Source organism: Spirosoma lituiforme (genome assembly GCF_054776635.1).
The window spans coordinates 90,552-116,945 of sequence record NZ_BAAHBO010000009.1; the positions used below are offsets into that span (position 1 = coordinate 90,552).

Sequence of the window (26,394 nt, forward strand, 5' to 3'; positions counted from 1 at the left end):
AAACGGTTGTTTAATTAATGGGTAAAAAAATTTAAAATTGTCGCAGGTAGCTCATGATCATCTCGGGAACAATCTGCTTCCGGCTCTCGATAAACTGCCGGAAATTGGTCTCATCGAGACTCCCTACATACGAAATGATCGGTTGGGCGATGACTGGAAAAACGATACTGCTCAAAATCGTCACAATGACCTGTAAAGGATCTATGGAACGGATATGACCCTTCTGAGCTTCTTCCAGTAACTGCTTACGGAAGTACGAATTTTCAATAATACCTTTGACGTTCATCTCTTTAAAGAAAGAACTACCACCCTGCCGCTGTTCGGTGATGACAAACATGGGTAACAGGGGGTTTTCAAGTATAAAATCGGTGTATCGATCAACGATTTTCCAGATTTTTACCTCCAGCGGTGTTTCTTCATTGAGCATCAACACCATCCGACTCATAAATTCCCGGAATGTATCCAGATATATGCTTTTGAACAACAGATCTTTGCTACGAAAATAATAATTGACCATAGCCAGATTGACGCCCGCTTCGTCGGCAATTTGACGAATTTTAGCCCCTTCATACCCCTGCTCCAGAAATACTTTCCGGGCGGCATTTTTTATTTTCAGTTGCGCGTCCTGTTCTTCCTCTGCCATAGCTCAATCGACGGAACAAAGGTAAAAGATAAACAGGCAATTAAACAAGTGTTTAGTTTTTATTTTTTGTGAGAAGACAATCGACTTAGGGGGAGTAATTTGGGTGTTCATATGACCTAAACCTAAATGGCCAGAAAAATACTTATAAATGTTATTAGAATAGTATACCTGGGTCGAACACAGTCGTTGCTGAAATTGTGCAGATTTCTAGGAGCGATTTTTATCCAAGAACGATTTTTCTCTTAAAGCCTGGCAATCAGCAACGAATACATGTTCTTGGAAGACGGGTGCATACGGGCATTGACTCACGACTGCAATGGCGATGGGGTAACTATTTCGTCCTACGCCAAAAATGGGTTTGTGTTTGAGGTATTGTCGCTTTTTAAATGGCCCATTTTTTGAAGCATATTTATGAAGACTCTTTCGTCTCAAGTAAGAGCGAATTGTGAGACGGTGATTTTTTAATAGCCGTCCAACACCATCCGTCGCATATGCCTTGACATGTTGAATCTGTACCATTACCTGATGCTCTATTTCGCCTCCTGAATCCCGGCTTCTTTCATCAACGTACGGCCAAACTGCCGGATCGTTTCAATCACCGGAATCACCAGCCGACCCTTGTCGGTGATACGGTATTCCACATGAGGAGGCACGACCGGGTATACTTTGCGGGTAATAAAACCATGCTTCTCAAGTTCCCGGAGCTGGGTCGTCAGCATTTTGTGGCTGATGTGAGGCAGGTATTTCTTTAGTTCGCTATACCGCATCACCTGCTTGTTCAGCCGCCACAAAATGGGCATTTTCCAGGTCCCTCCGATGAAGTTCATGGCAAACTCAACCGGGTTATAGTACAACTTACCGTCGTGAAGAAAGTCAGGCATAATTATAAGTAACTGATTTACAGACACTCTCTAAAAGGAGAGTATCATACTTCGGTGTACATACCTTTACAAAGGTATATACCGCCCGCTATATTTGCTCAGGCTTACCATAACTACTTCAGGCCATGAGTTTAAAAGATCCCAATCTTGTCAATCCTGAACGCCCCAAACGCGTCGCTATCGTCGTGGCTAACCCGGCCCTATCCACGACTACCGGCTGGCCGGTCGGCTTCTGGTGGAGTGAGCTGGCTCACCCTTACTTCGAGTTCTCGGAAAAAGGCTACCAGGTCGAGATTTTCAGTCCCAACGGGGGTAAATGCGAAGGGGATGCCATGAGCGACCCCAGCGACCCCAGCGGGTATTCATCGTCCGATTTGATCTCGCAGGGCTTCATTCATACCGAACACTTGCGCGCGCTGGTCGATAACACCAGGCCAGTCCCCGACCTGAATGTGGATGATTTCGATGCGCTGGTCGTAGCGGGCGGACAGGCTCCCATGTTCACCTTTGACATGGCAACTGAGCTGCAAAACAAGTTCGTGGCGTTTTATGAAGCGGGGAAAGTGACCTCGGCTTTGTGCCACGGCACCGCGATTCTACGCTATGCCAAACTATCGAACGGCGAGTATCTGGCGAAGGGGAAGACCGTTACGGGCTTTGCCAACGTCGAGGAAGACTTTGCCGACAACGCCGTTTGGGAGTCTGGTTCGCTTCCCCGCGACAAGCACGTGATGCCCTGGCGGATTGAGGATGAACTCAAAAAACTCGGAGCCAACTACGTGCAGGCAGGTCTATGGCGCGGGTTCGCCATTCGGGATGGCAACCTGATTACCGGCCAGCAGAACTTCTCCGGCGCCGAAACCGCCAGGGTAATTATTGCCGCATTGGGCGAATAACCGGTTCCTCAAAACTCGGTGCTGACGCAGGAGCAGGCAAAAGTGAGCTGATTGCTTCTGCCTGCTCCACGTCCATTTCCTTTTTGAAGCCATCACAACCCAACAAAGAACCAACCGGCTGGTATCCCTTCGCCGGGCCGGCCACTAGGAACAGGCGCATCATAAACTCGATAAGGCCCATGAATATTGCCATTATTGGAGCCGGGAACATCGGCCGTACCCTGGCCGAAGGCTTTGCCAAAAAAGGTCATCAAATTTTTTTGGGTGTCCGAAACCCCAACAGCGTTAAGGCCGACGCACGGTTGGCAACGTATCCATCCATCACCGCGCATGCCATAGCGGAGGCAGCGCAGGCGGCTGATTTATTAATCGTCTGTACACCGGCCAAAGCAGTGGTCGAGGTTGCCCGGCAGATTGGATCAGCCAACGGGAAATACCTTGTCGATGCCACCAATGGCCCGATCGGAACGCCCGACTATCCCAATGCCGTAGCCGCGCTGAAAGCCATTACGGACAGTGCTGATGTGGTCAAGTGCTTTAACACAACGGGTTTCGAGAACCTTGGCAGCCCCAGCTACAACGGCGAAGGGATTGATCTGTTTATGGCCGGAAACAGCCACAAAGCCAAAGAGACGGTCCGAGGGCTGGCCCGCGAACTGGGCTTTGCCGAATGCTACGACCTCGGCGATGACACCAAAATTGGGATGGTGGAGCAATTGGCCTTCGTGTGGATGGCGCTGGCTTTTGGCACAGGACTCGGTCGAAATGTAGCCCTCAAGATTGTAAACCGGTAATTCATCTCGTGGCCAGGAGAGGCTTGGGAGTCAACCCGACGAGGTATTCGGTTTGTCTTAGCCCCCTGAATGACTGGACAAAATTGCAAAAACAGTTTAGTCCTTTTACATTCAGAAATCATGAGCAAAATAAGGCGGAGTTTTACTCCCGAAGATCGTTATTCCATCGTCCAGGAAGCCATCCGGGACGGTCATGCCGAGACTTCTCGCAAGTACAGCCTATCCCCTTCGCTGCTGCGCAGGTGGCGATTGAAATATTTGAGCAAAGGCAAAGAAGGCCTGAAAGATTCTTATGCACGTCTCGATCCCCAACTGCGGGCTCTCGAAGAGGAAAATGAACGCCTGAAGCGAATTGTGGCAAAACAGGCGCTTGAACTGGAAATCAAAAGCGAACTGCTAAAAAAAACGCCTATTCAACCCAGGAGAAGCTAAGACTCATAGAGCAGTTCAAAAATCAGGTAAGTCATACCCTGTTATGCCAGTGGCTCGACCTACCACGGAGCGTGTCTTACTACCAACCTCAATCAGGTAGGCCTGGGGCACGGCCCAGCCAGACGACTATGAAACTGGATGGGTCTTTGGTAGACAATCAATTGGTAATGAGCAGTATACGACAATTGCTGAATGTTGAGTTCAATGCCCTCGGCTATGAATACATCACGTATGAGTTGAAAAAAGAATACGTGATCAACAAGAAAAAGGTGTATCGGCTAATGAAGGAGCATAATTTGCTCTTAGGTAAAGTGATTCGGCCGACGGGTAAGCGGGAGTTCGTTAAATTCAGACGAATTGAAGCGACTAAGCCTTTGGAATACCTGTGCTGGGATATCAAATATGTCTGGGTACAGGGGGAACGAAGGAATTACTATCTGCTGAGTGTCATTGATGTGTACAGCCGCAAAATTCTGGACTGGTTGTTTCAAAGCAACATTCGTCAAATCGACTTAATCAATCTTTTTCGACGCATAAACCGGAGCCATGAACTGAAAGGGGTCATTTTGCGCAATGACAATGGCAGTCAATTCATTGCTCATTCGGTGCGTAGCTTTTTGAAAAGCTCAGCAATCAAGCAAGAATTCACGCACGTAGCCACTCCTGAAGAGAACTCGTATATTGAAGCTTTTCACAGTATTCTGGAACACGATGTCATCGAGCGAAATGAGTTTGCCAGCTATTACGAAGCCAAAGCAATGCTAGGCCGTTATTTTTCCCATTACAACCGCACGGGCGGCCCCGCAGCATCGGCTACACCGTTCGATTGGCTTCGTAACACCCCATCAAAAATGGGAAGAAGCACAGGTCGTTTACGACACAACCTTTTCAGAAAATCTGTCCAGTTAATAGGGGGCTAACACACTGGTATGGCCCCTGCTTGTGGCCTATCTTTGAACCAATAGACACTGGGTAGCTTATGAAATTGCTGATATATAGTACTCCCCCAAATTAGGACCACTAGCTAAGTTGAAAAACAAGCTGTAAATAGTGGTTCAAAATGAAAGCAAAACGCAAGCAGCATTCGCCTGCCTTCAAAGCCAAAGTGGCTCTGGAAGCCTTAAAAGAAAAGCAGACCTTGGCCGAATTGGCTAAAAGGTACGAGGTGCATCCGACCATGATCAGTAAGTGGAAGCAAGACTTCCTGGATCGAGCCAGCTCCATTTTTGAGAAGCCGGCCGAAGCTGAAGAGAAAATAGATCCGGAGCGGCTGTACGCCAAAATCGGTCGGTTAGAGCTAGAAAATGATTTTCTAAAAAAAAGCTTGAAGAAACTGGGTTGAAAAAATGTCGGGGGTTAATCGACAGCCAAGCCTCCATAAGTATCCGAAGACAATGTCAATTACTAGGCTTGCACCGGAGCGGGGTGTATTATCACCCGGTTCCTGAGTCTGAGCAAAACCTAAAGTTGATGAGACTGCTTGATGAGCGGAATTTGAATTATCCTACCGAGGGGGTACTTCAACTCCAGGACTATTTACGAGTTCAAGGCTATCCAGTCAACCACAAACGAATCCGACGACTACTACGAAAAATGGGTTTAATGGCTATTTATCCAAAGCGGAATTTGAGTCGATTGGGACAGGCTATATATATCCGTCCTTATTTGTTAAAGGGGCTGGCTATTACCGCTTGTAACCAGGTTTGGCAGATCGACATTACATACGTGCCCATGGCTAAGGGCTTTATGTATCTGGTAGCGCTTCTGGATGTGTATAGTCGGTATGTGACCGGATGGAGTTTATCCAACAGTATGGCTGCTGAGTGGGTAGTAGATACACTTCAGCAGGCCATTGCGAACCATGGAAAACCGGTCATTATTAATTCTGACCAGGGCAGCCAGTTCACCTGTGCGAAGTGGGTAGATTATTTAGAGCAGGAGCAAATCAAGATCAGCATGGACGGCAAAGGGCGAGCCATCGATAACATTTACATCGAGCGATTATGGCGAACAGTCAAATATGATTACATTTATTTAAGTCCAGCCGGGGATGGCTGGGCATTAGAGCGTGGCCTGACTAACTTCTTTGAGCATTACAACTACCGAAAATGCCATCAAGGTCTGGCCAGAAAAACCCCTGCTGAGGTGTATTATACTCCTTTGCAAGTCGTCGTAGAATCGGGAAATCTCAATTAATAAAGGGCAAAAACTGGTCCTAAATATAGGGAGTACCATAATACCCCTTCTAATAGGAGGCCTATTTTATTCCCTATTTTCGGGCCTCTTCCTGCTCTCGTATTATCAATTAGTAAGGAGAGCCCATAAGGCAACCGGAATGATTACCGGTTTCGATCGAAGTAATTTCATTTTACTTCGCAAGCTTTTTGTCCCGCTAGTTCGCTTTAAGACGCGCGATAACACTTGGATTGAGGGTCAGCCAGACCACTCGATATTCCATGAACTGAATTGTTTTGTCCGTCAGGGAGCGGTGACGGTTTATTATCAGAAAGACAAACCAGAAAAATTTGTTATTGAAGGTGGGCTGGAGGTATTTGTCAACTGGCTGGTTATTATCCTTACTCTTGGGGGTATAGGCTGGTTATTTAGCCAATAAAGAAGCCAATAAATGACCACTTCTGCGTCACAGATTGGCGCCTTTGAAGAGAAGGCTAATCCATATGTAATTAACCTCAAGTTTCGTACGTTGGCTTACGTACAAAAGATTATACAACCGATTTGTTGAGTCCTTCCTCCACATGAAGCTTACGACTAATATCCGCCTTCTATTAGCCTCGATAACTGTATTCATCGGGCTGGTGATGATTGGATTAGGTTATGGCACCTCGTCAGGTAGCCGCCTGGCGAATATAATTGCCACTTACTCGGGCTTCTTAACTTTTTATCTCGGATTGCGCTGGATCATTAGGATAGTCAAATCAAGGGGTTAACCTATTGCTAGCAGATTTTACTGACTGCTAAGTACTGTTTTCCATAATCACTGGGGCCTATACGATTGTTCTACATTAGTGCTTCAAATTAAGACGTATAGGAGTTTCAGCCTGGAGCGAAATGTGAGACGCTGGTTTTAATATCTGTCCAACGCTATCAGTCGCATACGATTTAGTATACAGGCGCAGAACGGGTATTGGTTTTGAAGGCTTTATCATTCCCCATTTTTATCGGTTTATCTTCACGAACGTTTTTTTTATTAGACATCCATTAGCAGTAACAAATGAGTGCCTTTTCGGAACGTTCATCAGGAGAAGAACAAACGATTAAACGAAGCTACTACCTTAAGTTTGTCCGTCACTGGAATGATTGCCGGAATGCCAAAGGGGTCTGATGCGTCTTTTCTTTAAACAACCGGCTGAACGATTGGGGGTGCTCAAACCCTAACTGATAAGCAATCTCACTGACCGACAAACGGGTGGTCGATAGCTTCTCTTTGGCTTTCTCCAGTAATCGCTGGTGAATGTGTTGCTGTGTATTAAGGCCCGTTAACTGACGGAGTAAGCCGCTTAAATAATCAGACGACGTGTGTAACTGCTCGGCAATCGCCTGCACGGTCGGCAGGCCGTTGGATAAGCGCTCTTCATCCGCTAACCAAGCCGTCAATAACTGATCTACCTGCTCTAAAAGCTGATGACCACTAATGCGACGGGTAATAAATTGGCGTTCGTAAAACCGTTCCGAATAGCTCAGCAGCGCTTCCAGTTGCGTTAGAATAATTTGCTGACTAAACTTATCCAGGTTGGCCTGGTATTCCTGGTTGATATGGTCGATGAGCTGATGGAGGATCGCTTCCTCTTTAGCCGACAGAAATAAGGCTTCGTTTACCCCGTACCCAAAAAATTCGTACTGCCGAATTTGCCGGGCCAGGCTAGTATTCCAAAAAAAATCAGGGTGTACAAACAGCATCCAGCCCGATTGGGTAGGGCTGCTAAATTTCTCGACATCCAGTCCGAACACCTGACCGGGGGCCATAAAGGAAAGTACTCCCTCATCAAAGTCGTAGACCTGCTGACCGTATTTAATTTTGATGGGTCCCCGAAACCCCTTTTTGAGCGAAATGATATACACATCGGTGACGACCAGCTTAGCCGGTGCAACAGGCGGTTCGGCAAAGGGGGTAATGAAGACCACGCTCAGTAAAGGATGCTCCGGGTTAGGCAAGCCGTACAGTCGATGCAGTTCACTAATGGTTCGGATTCGTTGTGGGGGGGCTTTTTCCATAACACGGCTTGATTATTAATTGCCCAACCCGTCAGGGCAGCGAGCATATTGGGATACCAACACGTTCCACCATCCGCGTCCCCAAACACTGGCAGCATTAGGAGCAGTCCTAAAGTAACCGATGTACCCGGTTGTTCGGACAGGCATCGACCATGATCGAAGATAGGCATGTCAACGTTAGTCAGCCATCACCCTTTTGTCAACCTGCTTTTATCTTCTACTGCTGATAATAGCTTAAGTCGTAGGTGTGAATAGCCGAATTATTGCTTAAAAGATGATAATTATAGGTGGCACAGTCGATAAAAGGAGCGATACTGAATTTCGTTTTAGACCGCTTTAAAATCCCCTTGGAAGGGCCGTCACCATAGAGACCTGCCCGATGCACCATCCACTCAATATCGGGTGCTTGCTCAACCAAATAGTTTAGCACTGCTTCATTATCTCGGTGCTGCCCCAGTAACCCGGAAAAACGCACCAGGGTCTGTTTTAATAGCCAGTTCGTAAAGGGAAGCTCTTTTTTATAGGGTCGGGTAAATCCGCCCGCCTGATACAGGAACCGTTTTACCAATTGGCGACGCATGGCAGGAATTAGTTTTTTGATAAACAAGGTATTCACAGTCTGGTGCTTCTGCATTTGCGCATCACCCAACATGCTTATCACAAAATCTACACCATTCAACAGTTCATCAATGGGTTCGTAATCAGTAATAGACCCTTTCACTACTTCCAGATTTGAATGGTGAATGTCAATCTTCTCTGGATGACGAACTAATGCCTTTACTTTATGGCCATCATTAAGTACGACCGAAATAAAATGCCTTCCGGTTCTGCCTGTACCGCCAAAAACGAGATACGTGTATGTTGAATTAGTCATTTCACGGGTTTTTTAATGTTCCTGTTGCGCCCGGATAAGCTGAGCTGCTCATCCGGGAAAGCGTGTCAATCAATTGCTGTCGTAAGCAAGAGCGGAAAGCAGCTTCTTAACACTTCACAAAGGTCGCGGTAACCCCTTTACACCTACTAACCAAATCCGGCCATGTTGTAACCAAAAGCAACTTGTCTATCCGGCGAAAACAACAATGCCCTCAGGTTTTTCAAGGTAACGGGATTTGCCCCCTGGCTGCTTTCTCCTTCAGGAAATACTATATGGAAATGACTACTTTCTGAGCCAACACGCCCTTCCGTTGCTGCTCCAGCCCGGCCTGCACATACGCCAGGCCTTTACCGATCACGTATGGCTCCAGAACCGCCCGATAGCGCCCCTGGGCCAGCGCTTTAAGTAGAAATTTTTCGTAGATAAGCGGGCGTATGCTACGTATAGTACCGCGGTGGCCGGTCCGCCGGTGCGGTACCACTTGGGAGTTATTAAAATAAGCCGTTCAATTAAACAGCCTATTTAAGGAGTAGATATATGCAAGCTCCTTTGTCTCACAGGGGAGCGTGGCTGTTGCACAACTCTGCTTCCAACATCGATTTTTCAGCGGCTGAATTGGCGAATGAGATAGAACGTGTTTACGGAATAATGAGTAGGGATTGCCAGTATTTACCCGATTGGCGGGCGAGTTGGTTAGCCGGATCGGTCATCCAATTGTCATCGCCAACCAGAAACGTATAGCGGTACTCACCCGGTGGTAGCCTAAGCTGGCATAGCCATTCTCCGGTTGGTGTTCGCACAAAGGGGTTGGCCGTGGTGCTCCAGTTGTTGAAGGAACCGACGAGGCTGATCTTCCCGGCGTATTCCAACGTATTGAGCCGGAAGCTCACCAGGCCCTGGGGATGACTCGTAAACAGGTTTCCGACGTAGTTAGCCGGGTTTTGGCGCAAGGCTTGTTGGTATAAGCTATCCGCCTTGGGCTTGTTTCCGCTCACTAGGTAAGCACTGGCCAAACTACTTACGGCGCGATCCGAGGTTGGGTACATCCGCTTATTGAGGGCGAAAATTTGTATGGCCTCGGTCAGGCGACCCGTATTCAGTAAGCGATAGCCTAACCCCTCCAGCTCCACTTCCCTAAAATTGTACCGACTGGGTGCTTCTTTACGCCACTGCGCGTACTGCGCCAAAGCCCGCCCAATACCCTCGTGCGCGATCACCGATTCCAGAGCTTCGCTGACCGAGGTAGGGAATAGGCGCTTGATCTCGACCTGGTGTCTTCCCTTTTTTAGTTCAGTGGCCAGGTTGATGGTGACGCCCTGGTCGAACTGATGCTGCTGGTAGAGGACAAACGTGCCTGCCTTCAAATCGGCTATTTGTGAATAGATGGTCGCGTTATCGGGCGCTTGTTGAGCGGCTTTGGCCAGGATGCTCCGAAACAACGATACGGACACCGGGTGCTGTTTGAGCAGGCTATCCGCCGCATTGTAGCGGTAACACGCGCTTTGGCCCGGCTGGTAGTGCTGTAAGCAGAAGTTCGTCACGGCTACGTAGGGCAGTTGACGATCCGACTTGCGGATGATATAGTTCGCGTGAATGAGCGCGTAGTCCCCCGAAGCGTCGGCTACCAGCACCTGGGCCCGGTCCTGCCAGACTAAATTGTAGCGCTGCACTAACTGAATCACCTGCTCTACGCTCGCACATTCGGCTAGTGCTTTGTCTACGAAATAGCCCTTAAAATCGGGCTTGGTCGCATCACGCACCGTGGGGATGGCCTGCATCAGGGCGGCTGCATCCCAGAACAGCCCTTTCTCGTTCATCCCCCCCTCGGGCAATTTTTGCTCACTGCCCCAACTGACAAACCCGTGCCGCTGCCCCCGGGCGGGGTGGTACCACAAGTAGGTCTTAAGCGTAGGTGAAGAGTCCTCATTATTACCTACCAAAACGGTCTGGCCGTTGGCGGCCGTAAAGATGGTACAGGCCCGTAAGTTGGAATAAGCGCCGAGCCACAGCGCCAGCAGGAGGCTACTAAATAGACGAATCATATGCATGGCGGTTTGTATAGGCCAAAATTAGGCAGGCGTTGAGCAATCAACGGGCTCAAATCTGCCAACCCGGCAAACACCCCCGCCAACCGCTCCGCGGACCAAACCTAAATACGCCTGTAAAAACGGGTTTACCGGGGCGTTGTCCGGCTTGACCGCTCGTTTGGGCGCGTTGGCGGATTAGCCCCTGGTATGGGTGAAAAATTAGGCGTAATTTGCCTCATGCCGCTTTCCTCCATTACCCCCCAGCTCCTACGCATTCATGCCCTCTTCTGGACGCTGTTCGTCGTACTGGGGGTGATGTTGAACGTGGCCCAGCACCACCAGATGCACCTGAGCTGGACCCTGTTCTGGTCGGATTTGAAGGACCCCCTCACCGCCATCGGCTACGGCCGAACGATTGGGATGAGCTACGTGAGCCTGTGGGTGTTTGACCGCTTGTTTCGTTATCGCTATTATGGCCTAGCGGTGGTAGCCTTGATGGGTCTGATCGGTGGCGATGTGCTGCTGCGCTACGGGATCGAGCAGCGGCTATTGGGCCCCTACCTGGGTATCTGGCAATACCCGGCAACGATCACCCTAACCCACTACGTAGGGGAAACCGTCTTTTTCAGCGCCTTAGGCATCTTTCTGTGCTTTTTGCTCAAAAGTGTCAATGACTATTTTGCCCACCAAGCCATTCGGCACCAAAAAGTGCAGCTGGAGCTAGCCTACCTGAAAGCGCAGCTCAACCCGCACTTTCTGTTTAATACGATGAATAACCTGTACGGTTTATCGCTAAGTGAGCCCCAGCGCGCGCCCGAAGCGATTCTGCGACTGGGCGAGATGATGCGTTACATGCTCTACGAGTCCAATGAGCCGCTCGTGCCCCTCAGCCAGGAGATCGACTACCTAAACGGCTTTGTGGAGCTGGAAAGCTTACGCTATGCGCGCCCGATCTACGTGGATTTCAGTGTGGAAGGTAATGTTAATGGCCAGCGGCTGCCCCCCCTACTGTTGATGGCGCTGGTGGAGAACTGCTTTAAGCACGGCCAGCTCCAGGACCCCGATCAGCCCGTCCGGATTCGGTTGGCCGTGGTGGGGCCGGTGTTGCAGTTCGAGACCTCGAACGGGCTGACTACTCACCGGCGAGACCCGACCGGGGGCATCGGCCTACCGAACATCAAACGTCGGTTGGCGCTGCTTTATCCCCGGCAGCACCAGCTTAAAACCTGGCAGGAAGGAGCCAGCTATTATACGCGGCTGGAAATCCAACTGACTAGTTTATCTACCCCTGACAAGTATGCTTAGTCCGACGATGCCCCCGCTAAAAATTATGCTGGTCGATGACGAGCCAATGGCCCTACGCGTGTTGGAGGCCCACGCCCAGAAACTCGGGTTCATCAAGGTGGTGTTCAGTACGACCAGCGCCCTGGAAGGCCTCTTGTATGCCCAACAGCACCCGGTCGATGGGGTCTTTTTAGATGTGCAAATGCCGGAGCTGACCGGTATGCAGTTCATTCCCTTACTAGGGGGGAAAGCCAGCGTCATCCTGACGACAGCGTACGCCCAGTATGCCGTGCAGGGCTTTGAGTACGAGGTGCTCGATTATCTGCTGAAGCCGATCTCCTTTGAGCGCTTCCTGAGGGCCATCCAGAAGCTTCAGCGCCAGCGAGCCCAACTCGACTCGTCAGCGGCTCCGACGCTACTATCCCCGGTGGGACGGCTCACCGGGGTCCTGTTCATCAAGACCGACTACAAGCTGGTGAAAGTAGATCACGATGCCTTGCTGTATTTTCAAGGCGGTAAAGACTACACCACCATCGTTACCCAAGCCGAGCCTCTACTGAGCTTAACCTCGCTGGCTCAGTTTGAACAGAGCCTGCCCATCTCCCACTTTATCCGGGTCCATAAGTCGTATTTGGTCGCCATGCATAAGATCGAATCGATTGAGCGCCAGCGGATCTACTTAGGCAGAGCGGTGATTCCCATCGGGGATGCTTACAAAGATGCGGTGATGCGCGCCATCGGCTCCTGAATACGCGTTTGTCCAGTAGGAGCCTGTCCATTCAGGTAAGCCTACCGAGCAATGGGCAGCTGAATATGCGAGGGCAACCGATCAGAACGGTAGATGCGATGAACGGCCGCCTGGTAATCAATCGGGCGGGCGGTATAGATGGACGGTACGTAGCGTTGCGGATTGCGGTCGATGAGGGGGAACCAACTACTCTGCACCTGGATCATAATCTTGTGGCCTTTCTTAAAAACGTGATCCACCTGGTGCAGATCGATGGGAAAGTGCGTGGCCTGGTTAGGCGTGAGTGGTCGGGGCGTCTGGAAGCCCGTCCGGTAGCGGCCCCGAAAGACCTCACTGGCCACCATCAGTTCGTAACCTGCCATCGTGGGCTGGGCCGGGTAGTTTTCGGGGTAGACATCGATTAGCTTGACGATCCAATCCGCATCGCTGCCCGAGGTGGCCGCGTAGAGGTTGGCCATCAGCTTGCCCGAGACGGTCAGGTCCTGCGGGAGCGTATCCGTCTGCCAGCTCAGCACATCAGGCCGGTCCTTAACAAACCGCTGGTCCTCGGTCAACCAGGTACGCCACCGCGAGCCGTGGGCGTTGGTCGGCTCGATGGGCCGGTGGCGGTAGGGGACCGGGTGGGCGGGGTCGGAGATATACGCATCAAAGACGGGCGTTTTAGTCAGGGGGCGGCTAAACGAAAGCTTGCCCCCCGCGCCCAGGTACAGATTCGTTGGAGTTGTACCGGCGGGAGGCCACTGCTCGTAGCGCTGCCAGCGGTTAGAGCCGGTTTGGAAGATAACGGCCTCGGCAAAGCGGCCGTCGCCTTTTCCCTTCAGGTAGTAGGCAAACCAGGGGGCCTGGATCTGCTGGCGGAAGGTCTGGGCAGTTGGGGAGCCAAACGGTATAGTTCCCAATTGATCCCCCGCCCAATACGCCCACTGGCCATGATGCCAGGGGCCAATCACCAGATAATTGGTATGGGTGGTATCGTTTTTCTCCAAGGTTTGGTAGAGGGTGAGTGGCCCGTAAAAATCTTCCTGGTCCCACCAGCCCGCCACCGTCAGGGTGGGCACGGTAGCAGTTTTCAGCCGAGCGGTTGCGGCCTGCTGTTGCCAGAATGAGTCATAATTGGGGTGGGCCATTAGGTTGTTCCAGGTGGGCAGCCGGTTTTTAAAATAGGTTTTATTGACGTTGGCCAGCGGGCCCAGGGCCAGGTACCAATCGTAGGTGTCGTACTGGGGAAAGGGAAAAAGCGTATCAGTTTTGGCCGCTTCCTGGCTGAAGGCATACTCGAAGCTGTAGCTCAGGCGGAAGGCCCCGTTGTGGTGAAAATCGTCCCCCAAAAACATGTCCGCCGGGGAGGCCTGAGGGGACACCGCTTTGAGGGCCGGGTGGGGCCGGATAGTACCCATTAGGGTCGTCCAGCCATCGTAGGAGATACCATACATGCCCACCTTCCCATTGTGATGGGGCACGTGATGCAAAAGCCACTCGATTGTGTCGTAGGTATCGCTACTTTCATCAATGCCCGCCTGCCCCAGGGCTAAACTAGGCCGCAAGAGTTGATAGGTACCTTCGGATTTATTGCGACCCCGGATGTCCTGGAAGACGAAAATGTAACCGTCCTGTGCCAGGTCCTTGATATAGTCATTCTGAGTGGGCGAAAAGCCTTGATCGGCTCCGTAGGGGGTGCGGGTAAAGAGAAAGGGCAGCTGTTGGGCGGGCTGAGTGGGCGTATAAATGACCGTGTAGAGCTTCACCCCATCGCGCATGGGAATCAGGGCGGTCGTCGCCGAATAAGCCAGGGGCTGACTGGATTGAGCCCAGAGGGGCGCGTCGATTAGCCATGTACTGGTGAGCCAGAGCCAGATGAGTCGGTAGCGCATAAAGTAGCCGGATTAAGTACTGAAGCAAAACTACTTTAATGACCGGAGGCAAAAGTCAGCAAATCGGTGTATGGTTCTATTTTAGCCGCCAACGCCAGGTTACGCGAGAAGGGAGTAAAAGTTGCCTTACGCCCCAATTATAAATACGCCCTAGTCTCAGTTGGGAGGGATTAATGAGACACTCAATTTTTAATTTCTGTTCAACGCCATCAGTCGCATACAATCCAAGATTTTACTCAGCGCAGTAGCCAGCCGGACCGCCGAAGCAGCCCAATTTTTCAATGTCTTTTATGCTTTAAAGAGCTGTGCCGGCCCATCCAAATTGAAGTTTTGTTCTGAAACAGAAAAACAAGTAGCGGCACGTTAAAGATACGTACAAGGAACATTGATTTTTGTCTGCCCCCAATATATTGGAGAAAGACAAAACAGGCGCTCCATAATAATAGGGAATGCCTCTGATCCCCTTTTTTAGTTCGAGACATACCTCCGCAAATGTGCCCCAGTAGGCTCTAAAAGCCATTTTTTACTGACTTAACAATTTCTTTCTGGTACTGGCACAGCCTTTGGCTTGCCATTGGCGTTACTCGTTGTCGTGAAGTACGCTTCTTACCAGGAAGCCAGCTGCGGCAACGGGAAAGCATAAACCTGTTTAATCCCAATGCTTATGCCTACTTCTAATTTAGCCATCGTTCAGGGCATCTACCAGGCCGTGGCTCGCAACGACCTGCCTGCCGTCCTCGAATCACTTGCCGAACATGTAGTGGTTCACCAGGCGGCCTCACTGCCCTACGGGGGTACCTACCACGGACACGAAGGATTTCTGAAAATGGGTACCGCCATTTTCAACACCTGGGATGACTTTCAAACACAGCCCGATGAATTTCTCGATGCCGGTGAGTGGGTGATTGTCCGGGCCGTCATGCGGGGCAAAGCTCATCAAACCGGTAAGCCACTTGATATGCGCTTAACCGAAATGTGGCGATTGAACGACAGCAAAGTGGTCGAGATTATTCCCTTTTACTGGGACACGGCCGCTACCGCTCAATTACTCATTCCGGCCCCGATGCCTTCATCAACTGAGTAGAATCATTAGGCTTTTCGCGCCTACGGGCCATCATCATTATCCGTTTCCTTTTGTTTCACCCAAATTTTCAATCATCATGGTTGTTCAATTTAGTGAGTATGCCGACCGCTACCCTAACCTGAAAATGGAGCGTCGGGACGGCATCCTGCAGGTGACCCTGCACGAGAAAGGCAATTCCTTTCTGATTACCGATCAATCGCACCGCGACCTGGGCTATGCTTTCGCCGACATCGGGGCCGACCGCGAGAATAAGGTCGTTATTCTCACCGGAGCCGGGGACAGCTTCATGGCCGGAGCCCGCTTCAGCGATCCATCGTCGCTAACCACCTCTATGGGTGTCGATACGCTCTATTGGGAAGGGCGTCAGTTACTGCTCAACCTGCTCGACATCGAAGTGCCGGTGATTGCTGCTGTCAACGGCCCGGTGAATATCCACTCCGACGTGCCGTTGCTGTGCGATATCGTCCTGACCTCCGAAACGGCGACCTTCCACGACAGCGCTCATTTTACGGCCGGGTTAGTTCCGGCCGACGGATTACAGGTAATCTGGCCATTAGCCATCGGATTAACCCGGGCCAAGTATTTTTTGCTGACGGGGCAGACGCTCACAGCCCAACAGGCTAAACAATACGGGGCTGTCAATGAAGTACTGCCCGCCGATAAACTGCTGGCCCGTGCCTGGGAGCATGCCGAGCGCTTGGCCGCTTTGCCCAACCTCACCCGTCGTTACACCCGTGTCGTAGTCACTCAGCGGCTGAAAAGCGAAATGCTCAGTGGTATGGGCTATGGGCTGGCACTGGAAGGGCTGGCCATGGTCGCCCTGAATGGTCAGTAAACCCCTCTTTTCTTTGTCCATCAAGCTGTAGAAACGAATTAACAGACAAAAGTCATGAGACGCACATTCGAGGAATATAGAGACAAGTATGAGTTTCTGGCTATGGAACGCCGGGACGGTATCCTACAGGTACGACTGACCACTAATGGCGGGCCCTGGGTGTTTACCAATGCAGCCCATAGCGGATTGGGGTATGCTTTCGCCGATATTGCCGCAGACCGCGACAACAAGGTCGTCATTATTACCGGTACGGGCGATGTGTTCTGCAACAGCGCCGTAAACAGTGAGGTGGGTTACATCTTCTCCCACATGACACCTCAACAGGTCGATGAGTGGTACTGGGACGGCAAGCGCTTTTTGGCTGGTCTGCTCAAAATCGAAGTACCTGTCATTACGGCGATTAATGGTCCAGCCACTATCCACGGCGAGATTTTTATGGGCGGTGATATTATCCTGGCCTCCGAAAACGCCACCTTTCAGGATGCCACCCACATCCCGACCGGCAATGTTCCGGGGGGCGATACGCAGGTCATCTGGGAAGAAATCTTGGGTCCGGTTCGCCACCGCTACTTCCAGTTTGCCGGTCAGACCCTCAACGCGCAGGAAGCCCTCGCATTTGGGGCCGTCAATGAGGTATTACCCCTAGAGAAGCTGCTGCCCCGCGCCTGGGAGCATGCCCGGAAGTTAATCGAGCTACCCGCCCTGACCCTCCGCTACTCGCGCATCGCCATGAACCAGCGGTTACGTAAACTGGTGCTCAATGAGGCTGGTGCCGGGATGGCGTATCTGGGCGTTTCATTGCTGGAAAACTACGGCCAGTTCAAAGAGCCGGTAGCCTGATCGGGCCTTGCCGACGTGTTCATTTTTCTTAACAACTTCCAACGTTTAACCAACATTCATATGGCAACTTTGAGTGAGTACGCCAATAAATACCCGTTCCTGAAGATGGAACGGGAGGAGGGCATTCTACAGGTAACCTTTCACGACAACGGAGGCCCGCTGGTGATCACCGATGCGCTACACGCGACCCTGGGCTACGCCTGGAACGACATCGGCTCCGACCGCGAGAATAAAGTAATTATTTTGACCGGTACGGGCGATGTGTTCTGCACGGGCACCCGCGGCTCTGACCCCACCGCCTTTACTACCCCCGATGGCCTGAGTCGAGGCTCACGAGACGGGCGGAATATGTTCGCCAACCTCTTCGACATCGAAGCGCCGGTGATTGCCGCCGTGAACGGTCCAGCCCACGTCCATGCTGACCTGATGGTGGCCAACGATATCGTCCTGGCCGCTGAACACACCACGTTTCAGGATTTTCACATGGCGGCCCATATGGTGATCGGTGGTATTGCGCAGGTTATCTGGCAGGAAGTGCTGGGTATCGTACGCGGGAAGTACTTTCTGCTGACGGGGCAGGTGCTGACGGCCCAACAGGCGCTGGACTACGGCGTAGTGAACGAAGTTTTACCCAAAGAACAACTACTACCCCGCGCCTGGGAATTAGCGCGGGCCATGGTCAAGCAGCCCCCGCTGACGCTCCGTCACACGCGCATTGCCCTGAACCAGCGCTTCCGTCAGCGGTTCCTGGAAGAAGGTGGCTATGGCTACACGCTGATCGGACTGGGCCTGATGGATCAGGTTAGGCAGGCTCAGGCACAACCTGCCTGATGGGTCACTGCTTTTTAACGGTCCTAGACGGTACTCGCCGACATACGGGGGTACCGTCTCTGGCTTTTCGTATGCCGACCAAGACAAACTCGTAAACCCTTGACGTATGATTTTAGTAACCGCCACCCTCAACCTGAAGCCAGGCAGCCAGATGGCCCTGCGTGAACTGACCATAGCCCTCATTGCCCACTCTCGGCTCGATCCGGGCTGTTTCGGTTATGACCTCTACACACAAGTGGACCAGCCGAACGTGTTTCTGCTGCTGGAAGAATGGCAGGATTTGAACTCGCTGGAGAACCATTTTCAGCAGCCGCATTTCAAAACGTTTGCTCGGGAAGCGGGCAAATTCCTGACCAGTAATCCCTTGATTCGTCAGTTCAGGACGCTGTCCGAATAAGTTTTCCGGCGAGCGCGGCTGGTCTGGGCAGCTGTCATGATTTGGGGGCCTGGGCGGCATCGGTCCCTTCGCCAACGGCGAACTCCCGCCTGATACCGAGCTTCTTCATGCGGGCTTCCAGGGTGGTGGCTTTTACCTTCAGGATCTGGGCGGCTCCACCGGCACCCCTAATGCGGCCGTTGCAGTGGCGGAGCGTGTTCAGAATCAACTCCCGCTCGTGGTCGTCGTAGCTCTTGAGCTGGAAGGCAGGGTGAATGACAACGGTGGGTGTATCGTCCGGGCGTTTGATCAAGGCCAGGTTTTTGATGGTATCGCCCACCGATTCAATGGCGGCCCGTTCCATGACGTGCTCCAGCTCACGAATGTTACCCGGCCAGTGGTAGGCCTGCAGCTCCCGAATGGCGCCATTCGAGAGCCCGCTGATGGGTTTGCCCAGTTTCTTGGATAGCTTCTGGCAGAAGTGAAGGGCCAGGAGCGAAATGTCTTCCCTGCGCTCACGCAGGGGGGGCAACTTGATGGGATAGACATTTAACCGGAAATAGAGATCGGCCCGAAAACGCCCTTCGGCCACTTCTTTCTCCAGGTTGCGGTTAGTAGCCGCCAGCACCCGCACGTCGGCTTTGATGACCTTGTTGGAGCCCAGTCGCTCAAACTCCTTCTCCTGCAACACCCGCAGCAGCTTGGCCTGTAGCTCCAGGGGCAGCTCGCCGATTTCGTCCAGGAAGATCGTGCTTTCGTGGGACAGCTCAAACTTGCCGATCCGCCGTTCGACGGCCCCGGTAAAGGCTCCCTTCTCGTGACCGAACAACTCACTCTCGATCAGTTGAGTGGGCAGGGCTGCGCAGTTGATCTTGATCAGGGGCTTCACATGACGGGGGGATGCCTGGTGGATAGCCCGGGCAATTAACTCTTTTCCCGTACCCGACTCTCCCAGGATAATCACCGTTGAGTTTAGAGGCCCCACCAGGCTTACTTTATGGAAGATATCCCGCATGGCCTGACTGGTGCCCACAATCTCCTCAAAGCGGTAGTTGGTATTGACTTCTTCCTGCAGATAGGTATTTTCCTGTTTCAACTGCTCCGAAAGGGCCGCAACCTGCTCGTAAGCCAGCAGCCGGTCCATGGTCAGGGCAATAGATGCCCCCAGTTTCAGGCCCAGATTGAGTTGAGCCGATCGGTAGGTGTCGTCATGACGGGCGTAGAAGGCGAGAATCAACTGACCATCCTGCGTGAGGGGTATGGGCAACAGCAGATGGCTTTGCAGGCGGAATGTCTGGCAGATCAGCCGCTTCAACTCATCCTTCTTCACATACAGGCTTAGGGCTTCGCCATTGAGCAGCAACGGACGGGTATAGTCGGCCTGCTGGCGCAGTTGAGCAAACCGCTCCGGGCTCAGACCGCTCAGGCGAAAGAAGTCCGGGGGAAGCAGGGTCTGGTACTCATCGGCTCCTGTTCGGTAGAAACTGTACCCGTAACGGGTCTGGCCGTCGGTTTGTACCCCCACGATACAGTAGTCGAAGGGGATGTGCGGTTGCAATGCCTTCACCATAGCCAGGAACTTTTGCTCCCAGTCAGTTCCTTCGGCCAGACCATTGCGGACGGCCAGTTGTAAGGCCATCTCGCGTTCCCGCTCCCGAATCTCTTCGTTGGCCAGGATGTTGGCTAACGCTACGGCAATGGTGTCTGTTAGCTGGGAAAAAAGGGACAGATGCCGGGCAGTAGGTTTGTGCGCTTCGGTAAAAAGCAAAATCAGTAAGCCATACGTCTGGCCCGAAACCGTCATGGGAGCCGTCAGAAAATAGCGAAGCCCCGCCTGCAACTCGGCCTCAATATAGGGAGCGTCATAGCCTAACGGCAATACATCCGTTAGCTGTCCCAGCATAGGAGGCTGGCTCATGGCGTATTCAACTAATGAACCGGGAAAAGGAAAGGTGACCAGGCCAAGCCGGCTATTTTGCTGATTGAGTTCTTTACTTCTGGTGGTGGACGGAATCTCATCGGCGTAGAGGGCGTAATAGTCTGTAAAGGTTAGTCGGTCTTTGCTAACAACGGTGACGCCCGCATCGGTATGCTGAAAAACGGGCTTCAACAGATGATCAAACCGATGCAGCAGTTCCGTGAGGGTTGTGCTGGCGGAGATGGTGGCATTGATCTCCAGCAGCAAGGTTTTCTCGCGTTCCCGCTCCCGAATCTCCTCATTGGCCAGGATGCTGGCCACCGCTACGGCGACCTGATTGCTGATCTGGGTAAAGACGGGAATGTGCGCCGACGAATAGGCCTGTTCCTGCCGGGAGTTAAAACAGATAGCCCCAATTTTCCGACCATTGGCAAACAGCGGGCCACCTATGAACTGCTTCAACCCATACGCTAAGCCGGCTTCAAATTGGGTTGCTCCGGGATGGTGGCGGTGCCGGTCGGCTTCCTCTGCCAGCGAGCGGATGAGGGGTTGGGGCTGCATCCACCAACTATCAGAGAGAGAGGCACTCAAAGGCCAGGGACCAAGCAAGCCCCCGGCGGTTAGTTTATACTGCAATTCATCATCAATGGACTCTGTATCCAGGAGTTCATAGAACAAGTCTTTTGGCTCATCGATGACGAAAAGGCCGGCATTGTCGAAGGGAAACACGTTTTTAATGTGTTCGTAAACGACCCGCAGGAGCTGTTTTCGGTTTTGCGTCCGGGAGATGGCCTCGGTGATGGCCAGCAGAGCCGATTTCTCCCGCTCCCGCGCCAGAATCTCTTCGTTGGCCAGGATGTTGGCCACCGCTACGGCGATTAAGTCGGCCACCAGTTGCACCAGCGACAGGTGCGCGGGCTGGTAGGCCCCTTCGCTTTTGGCATCCAACATCAACACCCCGAGCGGCTTGCCTTTATACACCAGGGGCACATGCAGCATGTCCCGAACACCAAACTCCCACAGAATAACTCTAAAGGGATGTTCCGGATACTGCTCCTGAAACTGCTTTACAGAAATAATACCTGCCTGCTGCAGGCTATAAGCCATCCATCGATCCAGCGGTATCCACCGGCCGTACCCTAGTTGCTGCAACAAAATGTTGCCTTCCGTTTCCTGGTCATTGTCCCTAATGGTCCAGTCTTGCCAATACTGGCCGGTTTTGTCCAATATCAAAATCGCCGTGTCATCGATGGGCAGGTGGGCTTTCAGCTCTCTGAAAATTGTGGCCAACAGCTCTTTCCGTTCGCGCACGCTGACAATGGTCTTGCTAAGCTGCAACAGGATCGTAACCGCATCGGACTGTAAAGAGGTAGGCATAGCAGAAGGGCTTTACTTACATATGGGTAGTTCGAAAATACACACTAAACTCTACCGGCAACGTACGGCAAACGTAGCTATATGCTGGAATTTTTAGGGGAAGGCGAAACGTATGTTACGAATTGCCGTTGCCAGTTACTAAAACAGGTTTTCTAATTTATAGTACAGGTTCATGCACTTGGAACTTTCCGACAAAGACCATTTACACTGTACTCAATCGGCATCCGTAGTAGGCTGAACGCAGAAACCACTTAATCCAGAACGCGGAACCTGATGAAGTGAACTATGTAGTTACCTTAGTCTAAAACTTCATTGCCATGGCCCTAGCATTGCCCCTTATTGCCCCAACCCATCCTTGCAGCCGTGGCTCTTGACCGAGCAGGAAATCATCACCCGCAGTCGACAAGGCGTGCTGCGCGCCGGGGGCGACCGCGTGGCCGCTTTGGTCGGCTTAACCGATTGGGAGTTTCGGGGACATTGACCCCCCTGGTTTCGCTGTAAACTAAACAGGCGTTCCACGGCAAAATGGCCAAGGTATACGGCTGTATATCAGCCCGTTGTTGCCAATGATTCTTTTCTGCTCCTTGATTAGTTATTTGCGAAATACAGCGCTCTCGATGACTGAAATTACCACTCCCCAACCCGGATGAAACCAGCTAAGTGCAAGCTCTTAACTATTACTATAGTTTAAAGCCGATAAGTTTCGCTTGTTTAAAACAAGCTCCATGTTTGATTGGAATGTTCGTCCCGCATAATAATATATTTTGCAACAATGTTGTAAAAAGAATATGGTGTGCACCTTCTAACAGCAACCCAAAGGCAAAAACCTCACGGTTAGCCATATGAATAGCCGACTGCCAGCCAGCGTATGCCGCTTGGCTGACCAGACGGGCACGATCTGCGGGTAGTATTATCGAAAAGCAGTCTTGCCGGATGAACTGACAAGACTGCTCACATTAACCATTTAATCGGGAAAATCAGCGCTTGATCAGTGAATCGCCAAAGTCTGGCTGAGGAGCCGTGAAACAAAAACCATTCGTAGAGACCCCTCTGCAGGTTTATCCAATGAGTTCTTCGATTGCCGTTACAGCTCTCCAAACTACTCGACCAGGTATCTGTGGACCGAGTGCGAAGCGACTTTTGTGGCGTACACCAACAAAATTCAGTCTGGCCCCCGCTCTGGCCCGATCCATAAGTTCTTTCCATACCGGAACTCGAACTGATGAATAGGTCTCAACGGCACTTTTGCCGTTCAGCTTACCTTGACGTAATCGATCGGAGATATGACGAGCCAGCATTTCAGCATCTTCAATGGCAAGGCTTGCTCCCATTCCAATGGTTGGCATAATCGCATGGGCTGCATCGCCAATCATTATGATATTTCCATGTTCGTTATAGGGGCGGGTCGCCACATCACTGTCACGCATCTTCCAAAGATAGATTTTCAATGAATTCCAATCAGGAATCCACTGAAAGGCCTGAGTTAGCATATTATCCTGGAATGAACAGTCGGTGGCAAGTAGTTCGGCGATAGTTTGTTTTAACGAAACGTCTAAATCAGCCCAGGTTTGATTGAGATCAGCTCCTACTGAACGCCATATTTCGGCCTGTACTTGATCATCAAAGCCGATTCCGACGGCGAAGCGGTCTTTCCCCAGCGGGAAAAAAGTCGCTGTTGTTGATTTGCCAAGAACGATCCAACATTCGCCAGTATTGGCGAAATCTTTTAAATGACGTGGCCCTTCATTAGGAACCTCAATTAACATGTACAAACAAGAAAAACCCCGGTTATGAATGTAATTTTTATTCTTAAAGTACTCTCTCCGAACCAGCGAACTAATCCCATCGGCGGCAATTAAAAAGTCGAACTCATAAGATACGTCGTTGCCTTGTGCGTCCTCGCATAGAACATCGACTTTCCCTGGCGACGATTGAATCGACTTCACGTTACATTGCCGCTTAATTCGGGTACGTTTCACGAGCTTTGTAAGGCCGGCGAGAAATTCTTGTCTGACTACCGTTACTGTCAAATCAGGATCTGTCGAAACACTAAAATTTTGTTTCTTATTTGTTCTCGAATTAAAGAAGCTGATACGAGAGTAATCTAAGCCGCAGGCTAAGGCCTCCTCCTTAATGCCCATCCGCCGAAGTGCGAGGCACGCCCGGGCCTGAATGCCGTATTCAACACCGGGGTAGTCAGCAGCACTTCGATTCTTATCCAACAGCGTTATCTCTACCGCTTCCGTTGATTTGCAATATGCCTCTAAGGCAAGGGCCGTGGTTAGTCCGGCAGGCCCAGCTCCGATAATACCTATTTTAAAAGCCATTTGATTCAGTGTTTACTTGGTAAGCATTTACAGTGCAAAGGACAGCAGCAAACACATTGTAAGAATTGTCAAATGGCAATAAATGAGCCTACTTGATTGTTTTGCGTAATCGGCTTAAAGATGTTTGGGTTACACCTAAGTAGGAAGCTAAATACTTTAATGGTACCCTTTTCAGCAATTCAGTCTCCTGCATAGCTTTCAGATAGCGTTCTTCTGCCGTCATGGTCTGAAAACTAATAACACCTTCGACTAATTTAAAAAAGGCGGTTTCCCAAATTTGCCTTCCGAATTGTTGCCAACAGGGAAACAGTTTGTAGAGTTTTTCCATCTTATCAGACTTTATGGTCAGCAAAATGGTCTCTTCTAAGGCATGTATATAAAAACGTGATGGCTGGTTGTATTTTAGGCTCGACAAGTCGGTAAAAAAATTGTTTTCCAATGCCAGCCACGTAGTTACTTCTTTGTCACCCTGGTCAAAATAGACACGAAGACAACCAGAGCTTACGAAAATATAATCTGTTGCCAGTTGACCTTTTTTCAGTACAAAGCCGCCTTTAGCGATTTTGCGTTCTTTGAATTGGCATAGAATTGTGTCTAAGTCCGTTTCGTCAATAACTATTTGTGATTGTATGTAGTCTTTTAATCTTTCCATTTCTCTATCGTTGAAAGTTGTGCTGAAATGATAGCCTACAGTCAACCCGCAAATCGTCGCCGATACTCAACGGGTGTCAAGCCGGAGTGCCGCTTGAAAAGCGTCCGGAAGTACGTCAGGTCATCGTATCCTAATCTGAACGACACTTCCTTGATCGACTGGCCACTTTCTTCCAGCATCAGCTTAGCCTGTTCAACTTTCACCAATTGAATGTATTCGGAAGGAGTTCGACCCGTGGCCGCTTTAAATCGCCGGATAAAGCTCCGTTCGCTCAAGGCGCAGGCAGTTAGCATTTGTCTTACGGTGAGTTTGTCTTGCACATGCGTTTGTATGTAGGTTTGGGCCTTGCGGATTTCTGTGTTCTGATGCGTATTTACCCCTGCAAACCGATAGTAGGGCTGTTGCGACAGTTTGCCCTTGTCTACCAGAACTACGTTGGCGCATTGACTGGCGACCCGTTTGCCGTATTGTTTTTCGATTAAATGAATATTTAGGTTGGCAAAGGTAAGGGTACTGCCACCTGTAATTAAACGGCCGCAGTCTACTACTACCCAGTCAGTGCGGTAGTTACCGGTCGTAGTTATGACGCTAATTCGTTACTGAATTGAGTAGCCGATGCATAAATTGAAATACCCGCTAAGAAGAATCGCTTGCCTGACCGCTCCATTGACGAGAATCTCTACAAGAATTGCAGCATAGTGGAGGGTTTATGTTTAATAACCATCCAATCTAATCAATAGCTTACGATTCCAACTCTGTGCAGTCTGGTTTGTCTTAATAGTTATCATGTAATAGTGATATTGCCGGAATAATGGTATCTATAAGCATAGCTGAGTGATTCCTAACTTGATCTCCAAAGCCACTTCTAGACACTATGGCTAAAGAAGCACTAATCGCGTTTATCCAAAGTAATATTCCCGTTTCAGGGAATGCCCTGACTACTATTATCGACCATTTTGAGGAGCGAACTATCAAAAAGAATGAGTTTTTCCTTCAAGAAGGGAAAGTCAGTAATGACTATTTTTTTCTGGAAACGGGCTGTATGCGGGCCTATACCCACGATCTCCATGGCAACCAGGTAACCACTTATTTTTATACCAAATACAAATACGTTTTTGAGGTATCATCCCTGTTTATGCGAACTGTTTCGACAGAAACCATTCAGGCGCTAACCGATTGTAGTGGGTACTCCATCACCTTCGAGACGCTAAACAAACTGTTTCACTCTTCGCCTGAATTCCGGGAGTTTGGCCGTATGATGTTGGTCAAAGCCTTTGCTGCCTTTAAACAGCGGACCCTAGATCTCATCAACAAAAGTGCAGAAGAACGCTATCTGAATTTGATGAGTACCGACCGGGAGATTTTTCAATACGCCCAGATTAAACACATTGCCTCGTACTTGGGCATTACCGACACTTCGCTTAGCCGAATCCGGCGCGAATTTACCAAAAAATAGGCAGCGCTTATTTCC

Annotated in this window: 28 protein-coding genes; 15 read left to right on the forward strand and 13 right to left on the reverse strand. The window is 50.7% G+C overall.

Annotated features, from left to right (window positions below):
• Window positions 1-31: 31 nt before the first annotated feature.
• The gene (locus tag ACYU87_RS23870; protein ID WP_461073665.1) at window positions 32-643 is read right to left on the reverse strand and encodes a TetR/AcrR family transcriptional regulator; all 612 of its coding nucleotides are present in this window, start codon (window positions 641-643) and stop codon (window positions 32-34) included.
• A gap of 530 nt (window positions 644-1,173) precedes the next feature.
• Complete coding sequence (locus ACYU87_RS23875; protein ID WP_461073666.1) at window positions 1,174-1,524, reverse strand: winged helix-turn-helix transcriptional regulator; 351 nt, start codon at window positions 1,522-1,524, stop codon at window positions 1,174-1,176.
• A gap of 125 nt (window positions 1,525-1,649) precedes the next feature.
• On the opposite strand from ACYU87_RS23875, the gene ACYU87_RS23880 reads away from it, so the two are divergent.
• Entirely contained in the window at window positions 1,650-2,420 is a 771-nt protein-coding gene (locus tag ACYU87_RS23880) for a type 1 glutamine amidotransferase domain-containing protein (RefSeq protein WP_461073667.1), read from the forward strand.
• On the opposite strand, the gene ACYU87_RS23885 is transcribed toward ACYU87_RS23880, so the two are convergent.
• Entirely contained in the window at window positions 2,398-2,613 is a 216-nt protein-coding gene (locus tag ACYU87_RS23885; protein ID WP_461136556.1) for a hypothetical protein, read from the reverse strand. The genes ACYU87_RS23880 and ACYU87_RS23885 overlap by 23 nt on opposite strands.
• On the opposite strand from ACYU87_RS23885, the gene ACYU87_RS23890 reads away from it, so the two are divergent.
• The 6 genes from ACYU87_RS23890 to ACYU87_RS23915 all read left to right on the forward strand — a co-directional run bounded on the left by ACYU87_RS23890 (window position 2,600) and on the right by ACYU87_RS23915 (window position 6,260).
• Window positions 2,600-3,214 carry an NADPH-dependent F420 reductase gene (locus ACYU87_RS23890; protein ID WP_461073669.1) on the forward strand — a complete coding sequence of 205 codons (615 nt, stop codon included), beginning with the start codon at window positions 2,600-2,602 and terminating at the stop codon, window positions 3,212-3,214. The genes ACYU87_RS23885 and ACYU87_RS23890 overlap by 14 nt on opposite strands.
• Window positions 3,215-3,334: 120 nt before the next feature.
• Window positions 3,335-3,646 (forward strand): transposase, encoded by a 312-nt coding sequence (locus tag ACYU87_RS23895; protein WP_461136557.1) that lies wholly within the window; start codon window positions 3,335-3,337, stop codon window positions 3,644-3,646.
• A gap of 5 nt (window positions 3,647-3,651) precedes the next feature.
• A complete protein-coding gene (locus ACYU87_RS23900) occupies window positions 3,652-4,566 on the forward strand; it encodes a transposase (protein WP_461136625.1) in 915 nt (304 codons plus the stop codon).
• A 140-nt stretch (window positions 4,567-4,706) separates the two neighbouring features.
• The gene (locus ACYU87_RS23905; RefSeq protein WP_041616321.1) at window positions 4,707-4,988 is read left to right on the forward strand and encodes a transposase; all 282 of its coding nucleotides are present in this window, start codon (window positions 4,707-4,709) and stop codon (window positions 4,986-4,988) included.
• The gene (locus ACYU87_RS23910) at window positions 4,985-5,842 is read left to right on the forward strand and encodes an IS3 family transposase (RefSeq protein ID WP_461136558.1); all 858 of its coding nucleotides are present in this window, start codon (window positions 4,985-4,987) and stop codon (window positions 5,840-5,842) included. Before ACYU87_RS23905 ends, ACYU87_RS23910 begins: the two co-directional genes overlap by 4 nt.
• Before the next feature lie 139 nt (window positions 5,843-5,981).
• Window positions 5,982-6,260, forward strand: coding sequence for a hypothetical protein (locus tag ACYU87_RS23915; RefSeq protein ID WP_461136559.1), 279 nt, complete (start codon window positions 5,982-5,984; stop codon window positions 6,258-6,260).
• A 692-nt stretch (window positions 6,261-6,952) separates the two neighbouring features.
• Here the strand turns inward: ACYU87_RS23915 and ACYU87_RS23920 are convergent.
• The 4 genes from ACYU87_RS23920 to ACYU87_RS23935 all read right to left on the reverse strand — a co-directional run bounded on the left by ACYU87_RS23920 (window position 6,953) and on the right by ACYU87_RS23935 (window position 10,795).
• Entirely contained in the window at window positions 6,953-7,879 is a 927-nt protein-coding gene (locus ACYU87_RS23920; RefSeq protein ID WP_461136560.1) for a helix-turn-helix domain-containing protein, read from the reverse strand.
• Window positions 7,880-8,096: 217 nt separating this feature from the next.
• Complete coding sequence (locus ACYU87_RS23925; RefSeq protein ID WP_461136561.1) at window positions 8,097-8,753, reverse strand: NAD(P)-dependent oxidoreductase; 657 nt, start codon at window positions 8,751-8,753, stop codon at window positions 8,097-8,099.
• A 268-nt stretch (window positions 8,754-9,021) separates the two neighbouring features.
• A complete protein-coding gene (locus ACYU87_RS23930) occupies window positions 9,022-9,234 on the reverse strand; it encodes a hypothetical protein (RefSeq protein WP_461136562.1) in 213 nt (70 codons plus the stop codon).
• 157 nt (window positions 9,235-9,391) lie between these two features.
• Window positions 9,392-10,795, reverse strand: coding sequence for a carcinine hydrolase/isopenicillin-N N-acyltransferase family protein (locus ACYU87_RS23935; protein WP_461136563.1), 1,404 nt, complete (start codon window positions 10,793-10,795; stop codon window positions 9,392-9,394).
• Between the two features lie 222 nt (window positions 10,796-11,017).
• Between ACYU87_RS23935 and ACYU87_RS23940 the strand changes: the two genes are divergently transcribed.
• Together ACYU87_RS23940 and ACYU87_RS23945 are read left to right on the forward strand one after the other, a co-directional pair.
• Entirely contained in the window at window positions 11,018-12,085 is a 1,068-nt protein-coding gene (locus ACYU87_RS23940; RefSeq protein WP_461136564.1) for a sensor histidine kinase, read from the forward strand.
• The gene (locus ACYU87_RS23945; protein WP_461136565.1) at window positions 12,078-12,812 is read left to right on the forward strand and encodes a LytR/AlgR family response regulator transcription factor; all 735 of its coding nucleotides are present in this window, start codon (window positions 12,078-12,080) and stop codon (window positions 12,810-12,812) included. Before ACYU87_RS23940 ends, ACYU87_RS23945 begins: the two co-directional genes overlap by 8 nt.
• Before the next feature lie 41 nt (window positions 12,813-12,853).
• Here ACYU87_RS23945 and ACYU87_RS23950 read toward each other — a convergent pair whose 3' ends face one another.
• A complete protein-coding gene (locus ACYU87_RS23950; protein WP_461136566.1) occupies window positions 12,854-14,683 on the reverse strand; it encodes a CocE/NonD family hydrolase in 1,830 nt (609 codons plus the stop codon).
• Window positions 14,684-15,347: 664 nt separating this feature from the next.
• Between ACYU87_RS23950 and ACYU87_RS23955 the strand changes: the two genes are divergently transcribed.
• From ACYU87_RS23955 to ACYU87_RS23975, 5 genes are all read left to right on the forward strand, one after another.
• A complete protein-coding gene (locus tag ACYU87_RS23955) occupies window positions 15,348-15,767 on the forward strand; it encodes a nuclear transport factor 2 family protein (RefSeq protein WP_461136567.1) in 420 nt (139 codons plus the stop codon).
• Between the two features lie 76 nt (window positions 15,768-15,843).
• Window positions 15,844-16,602, forward strand: coding sequence for an enoyl-CoA hydratase/isomerase family protein (locus ACYU87_RS23960; protein ID WP_461136568.1), 759 nt, complete (start codon window positions 15,844-15,846; stop codon window positions 16,600-16,602).
• Between the two features lie 54 nt (window positions 16,603-16,656).
• Entirely contained in the window at window positions 16,657-17,442 is a 786-nt protein-coding gene (locus ACYU87_RS23965) for an enoyl-CoA hydratase/isomerase family protein (RefSeq protein WP_461136569.1), read from the forward strand.
• A gap of 60 nt (window positions 17,443-17,502) precedes the next feature.
• On the forward strand, window positions 17,503-18,273 hold the full coding sequence (locus ACYU87_RS23970; protein WP_461136570.1) for an enoyl-CoA hydratase/isomerase family protein: 771 nt from the start codon (window positions 17,503-17,505) through the stop codon (window positions 18,271-18,273).
• Window positions 18,274-18,379: 106 nt separating this feature from the next.
• On the forward strand, window positions 18,380-18,670 hold the full coding sequence (locus ACYU87_RS23975; protein WP_461136571.1) for a putative quinol monooxygenase: 291 nt from the start codon (window positions 18,380-18,382) through the stop codon (window positions 18,668-18,670).
• A 34-nt stretch (window positions 18,671-18,704) separates the two neighbouring features.
• On the opposite strand, the gene ACYU87_RS23980 is transcribed toward ACYU87_RS23975, so the two are convergent.
• The 5 genes from ACYU87_RS23980 to ACYU87_RS24000 form a co-directional block, all read right to left on the reverse strand.
• A complete protein-coding gene (locus ACYU87_RS23980; RefSeq protein WP_461136572.1) occupies window positions 18,705-21,944 on the reverse strand; it encodes a sigma-54-dependent Fis family transcriptional regulator in 3,240 nt (1,079 codons plus the stop codon).
• A gap of 336 nt (window positions 21,945-22,280) precedes the next feature.
• Complete coding sequence (locus ACYU87_RS23985) at window positions 22,281-22,463, reverse strand: hypothetical protein (RefSeq protein WP_461136573.1); 183 nt, start codon at window positions 22,461-22,463, stop codon at window positions 22,281-22,283.
• Window positions 22,464-23,002: 539 nt separating this feature from the next.
• Window positions 23,003-24,271: an FAD-dependent oxidoreductase gene (locus ACYU87_RS23990; RefSeq protein WP_461136574.1), complete on the reverse strand. Its 1,269-nt coding sequence runs from the start codon at window positions 24,269-24,271 to the stop codon at window positions 23,003-23,005.
• Window positions 24,272-24,359: 88 nt separating this feature from the next.
• Entirely contained in the window at window positions 24,360-24,923 is a 564-nt protein-coding gene (locus ACYU87_RS23995) for a Crp/Fnr family transcriptional regulator (RefSeq protein WP_461136575.1), read from the reverse strand.
• Between the two features lie 41 nt (window positions 24,924-24,964).
• Window positions 24,965-25,243, reverse strand: coding sequence for a helix-turn-helix domain-containing protein (locus tag ACYU87_RS24000; RefSeq protein WP_461136576.1), 279 nt, complete (start codon window positions 25,241-25,243; stop codon window positions 24,965-24,967).
• 554 nt (window positions 25,244-25,797) lie between these two features.
• Between ACYU87_RS24000 and ACYU87_RS24005 the strand changes: the two genes are divergently transcribed.
• The gene (locus ACYU87_RS24005; protein ID WP_461136577.1) at window positions 25,798-26,379 is read left to right on the forward strand and encodes a Crp/Fnr family transcriptional regulator; all 582 of its coding nucleotides are present in this window, start codon (window positions 25,798-25,800) and stop codon (window positions 26,377-26,379) included.
• The last annotated feature ends 15 nt before the right edge of the window (window positions 26,380-26,394 follow it).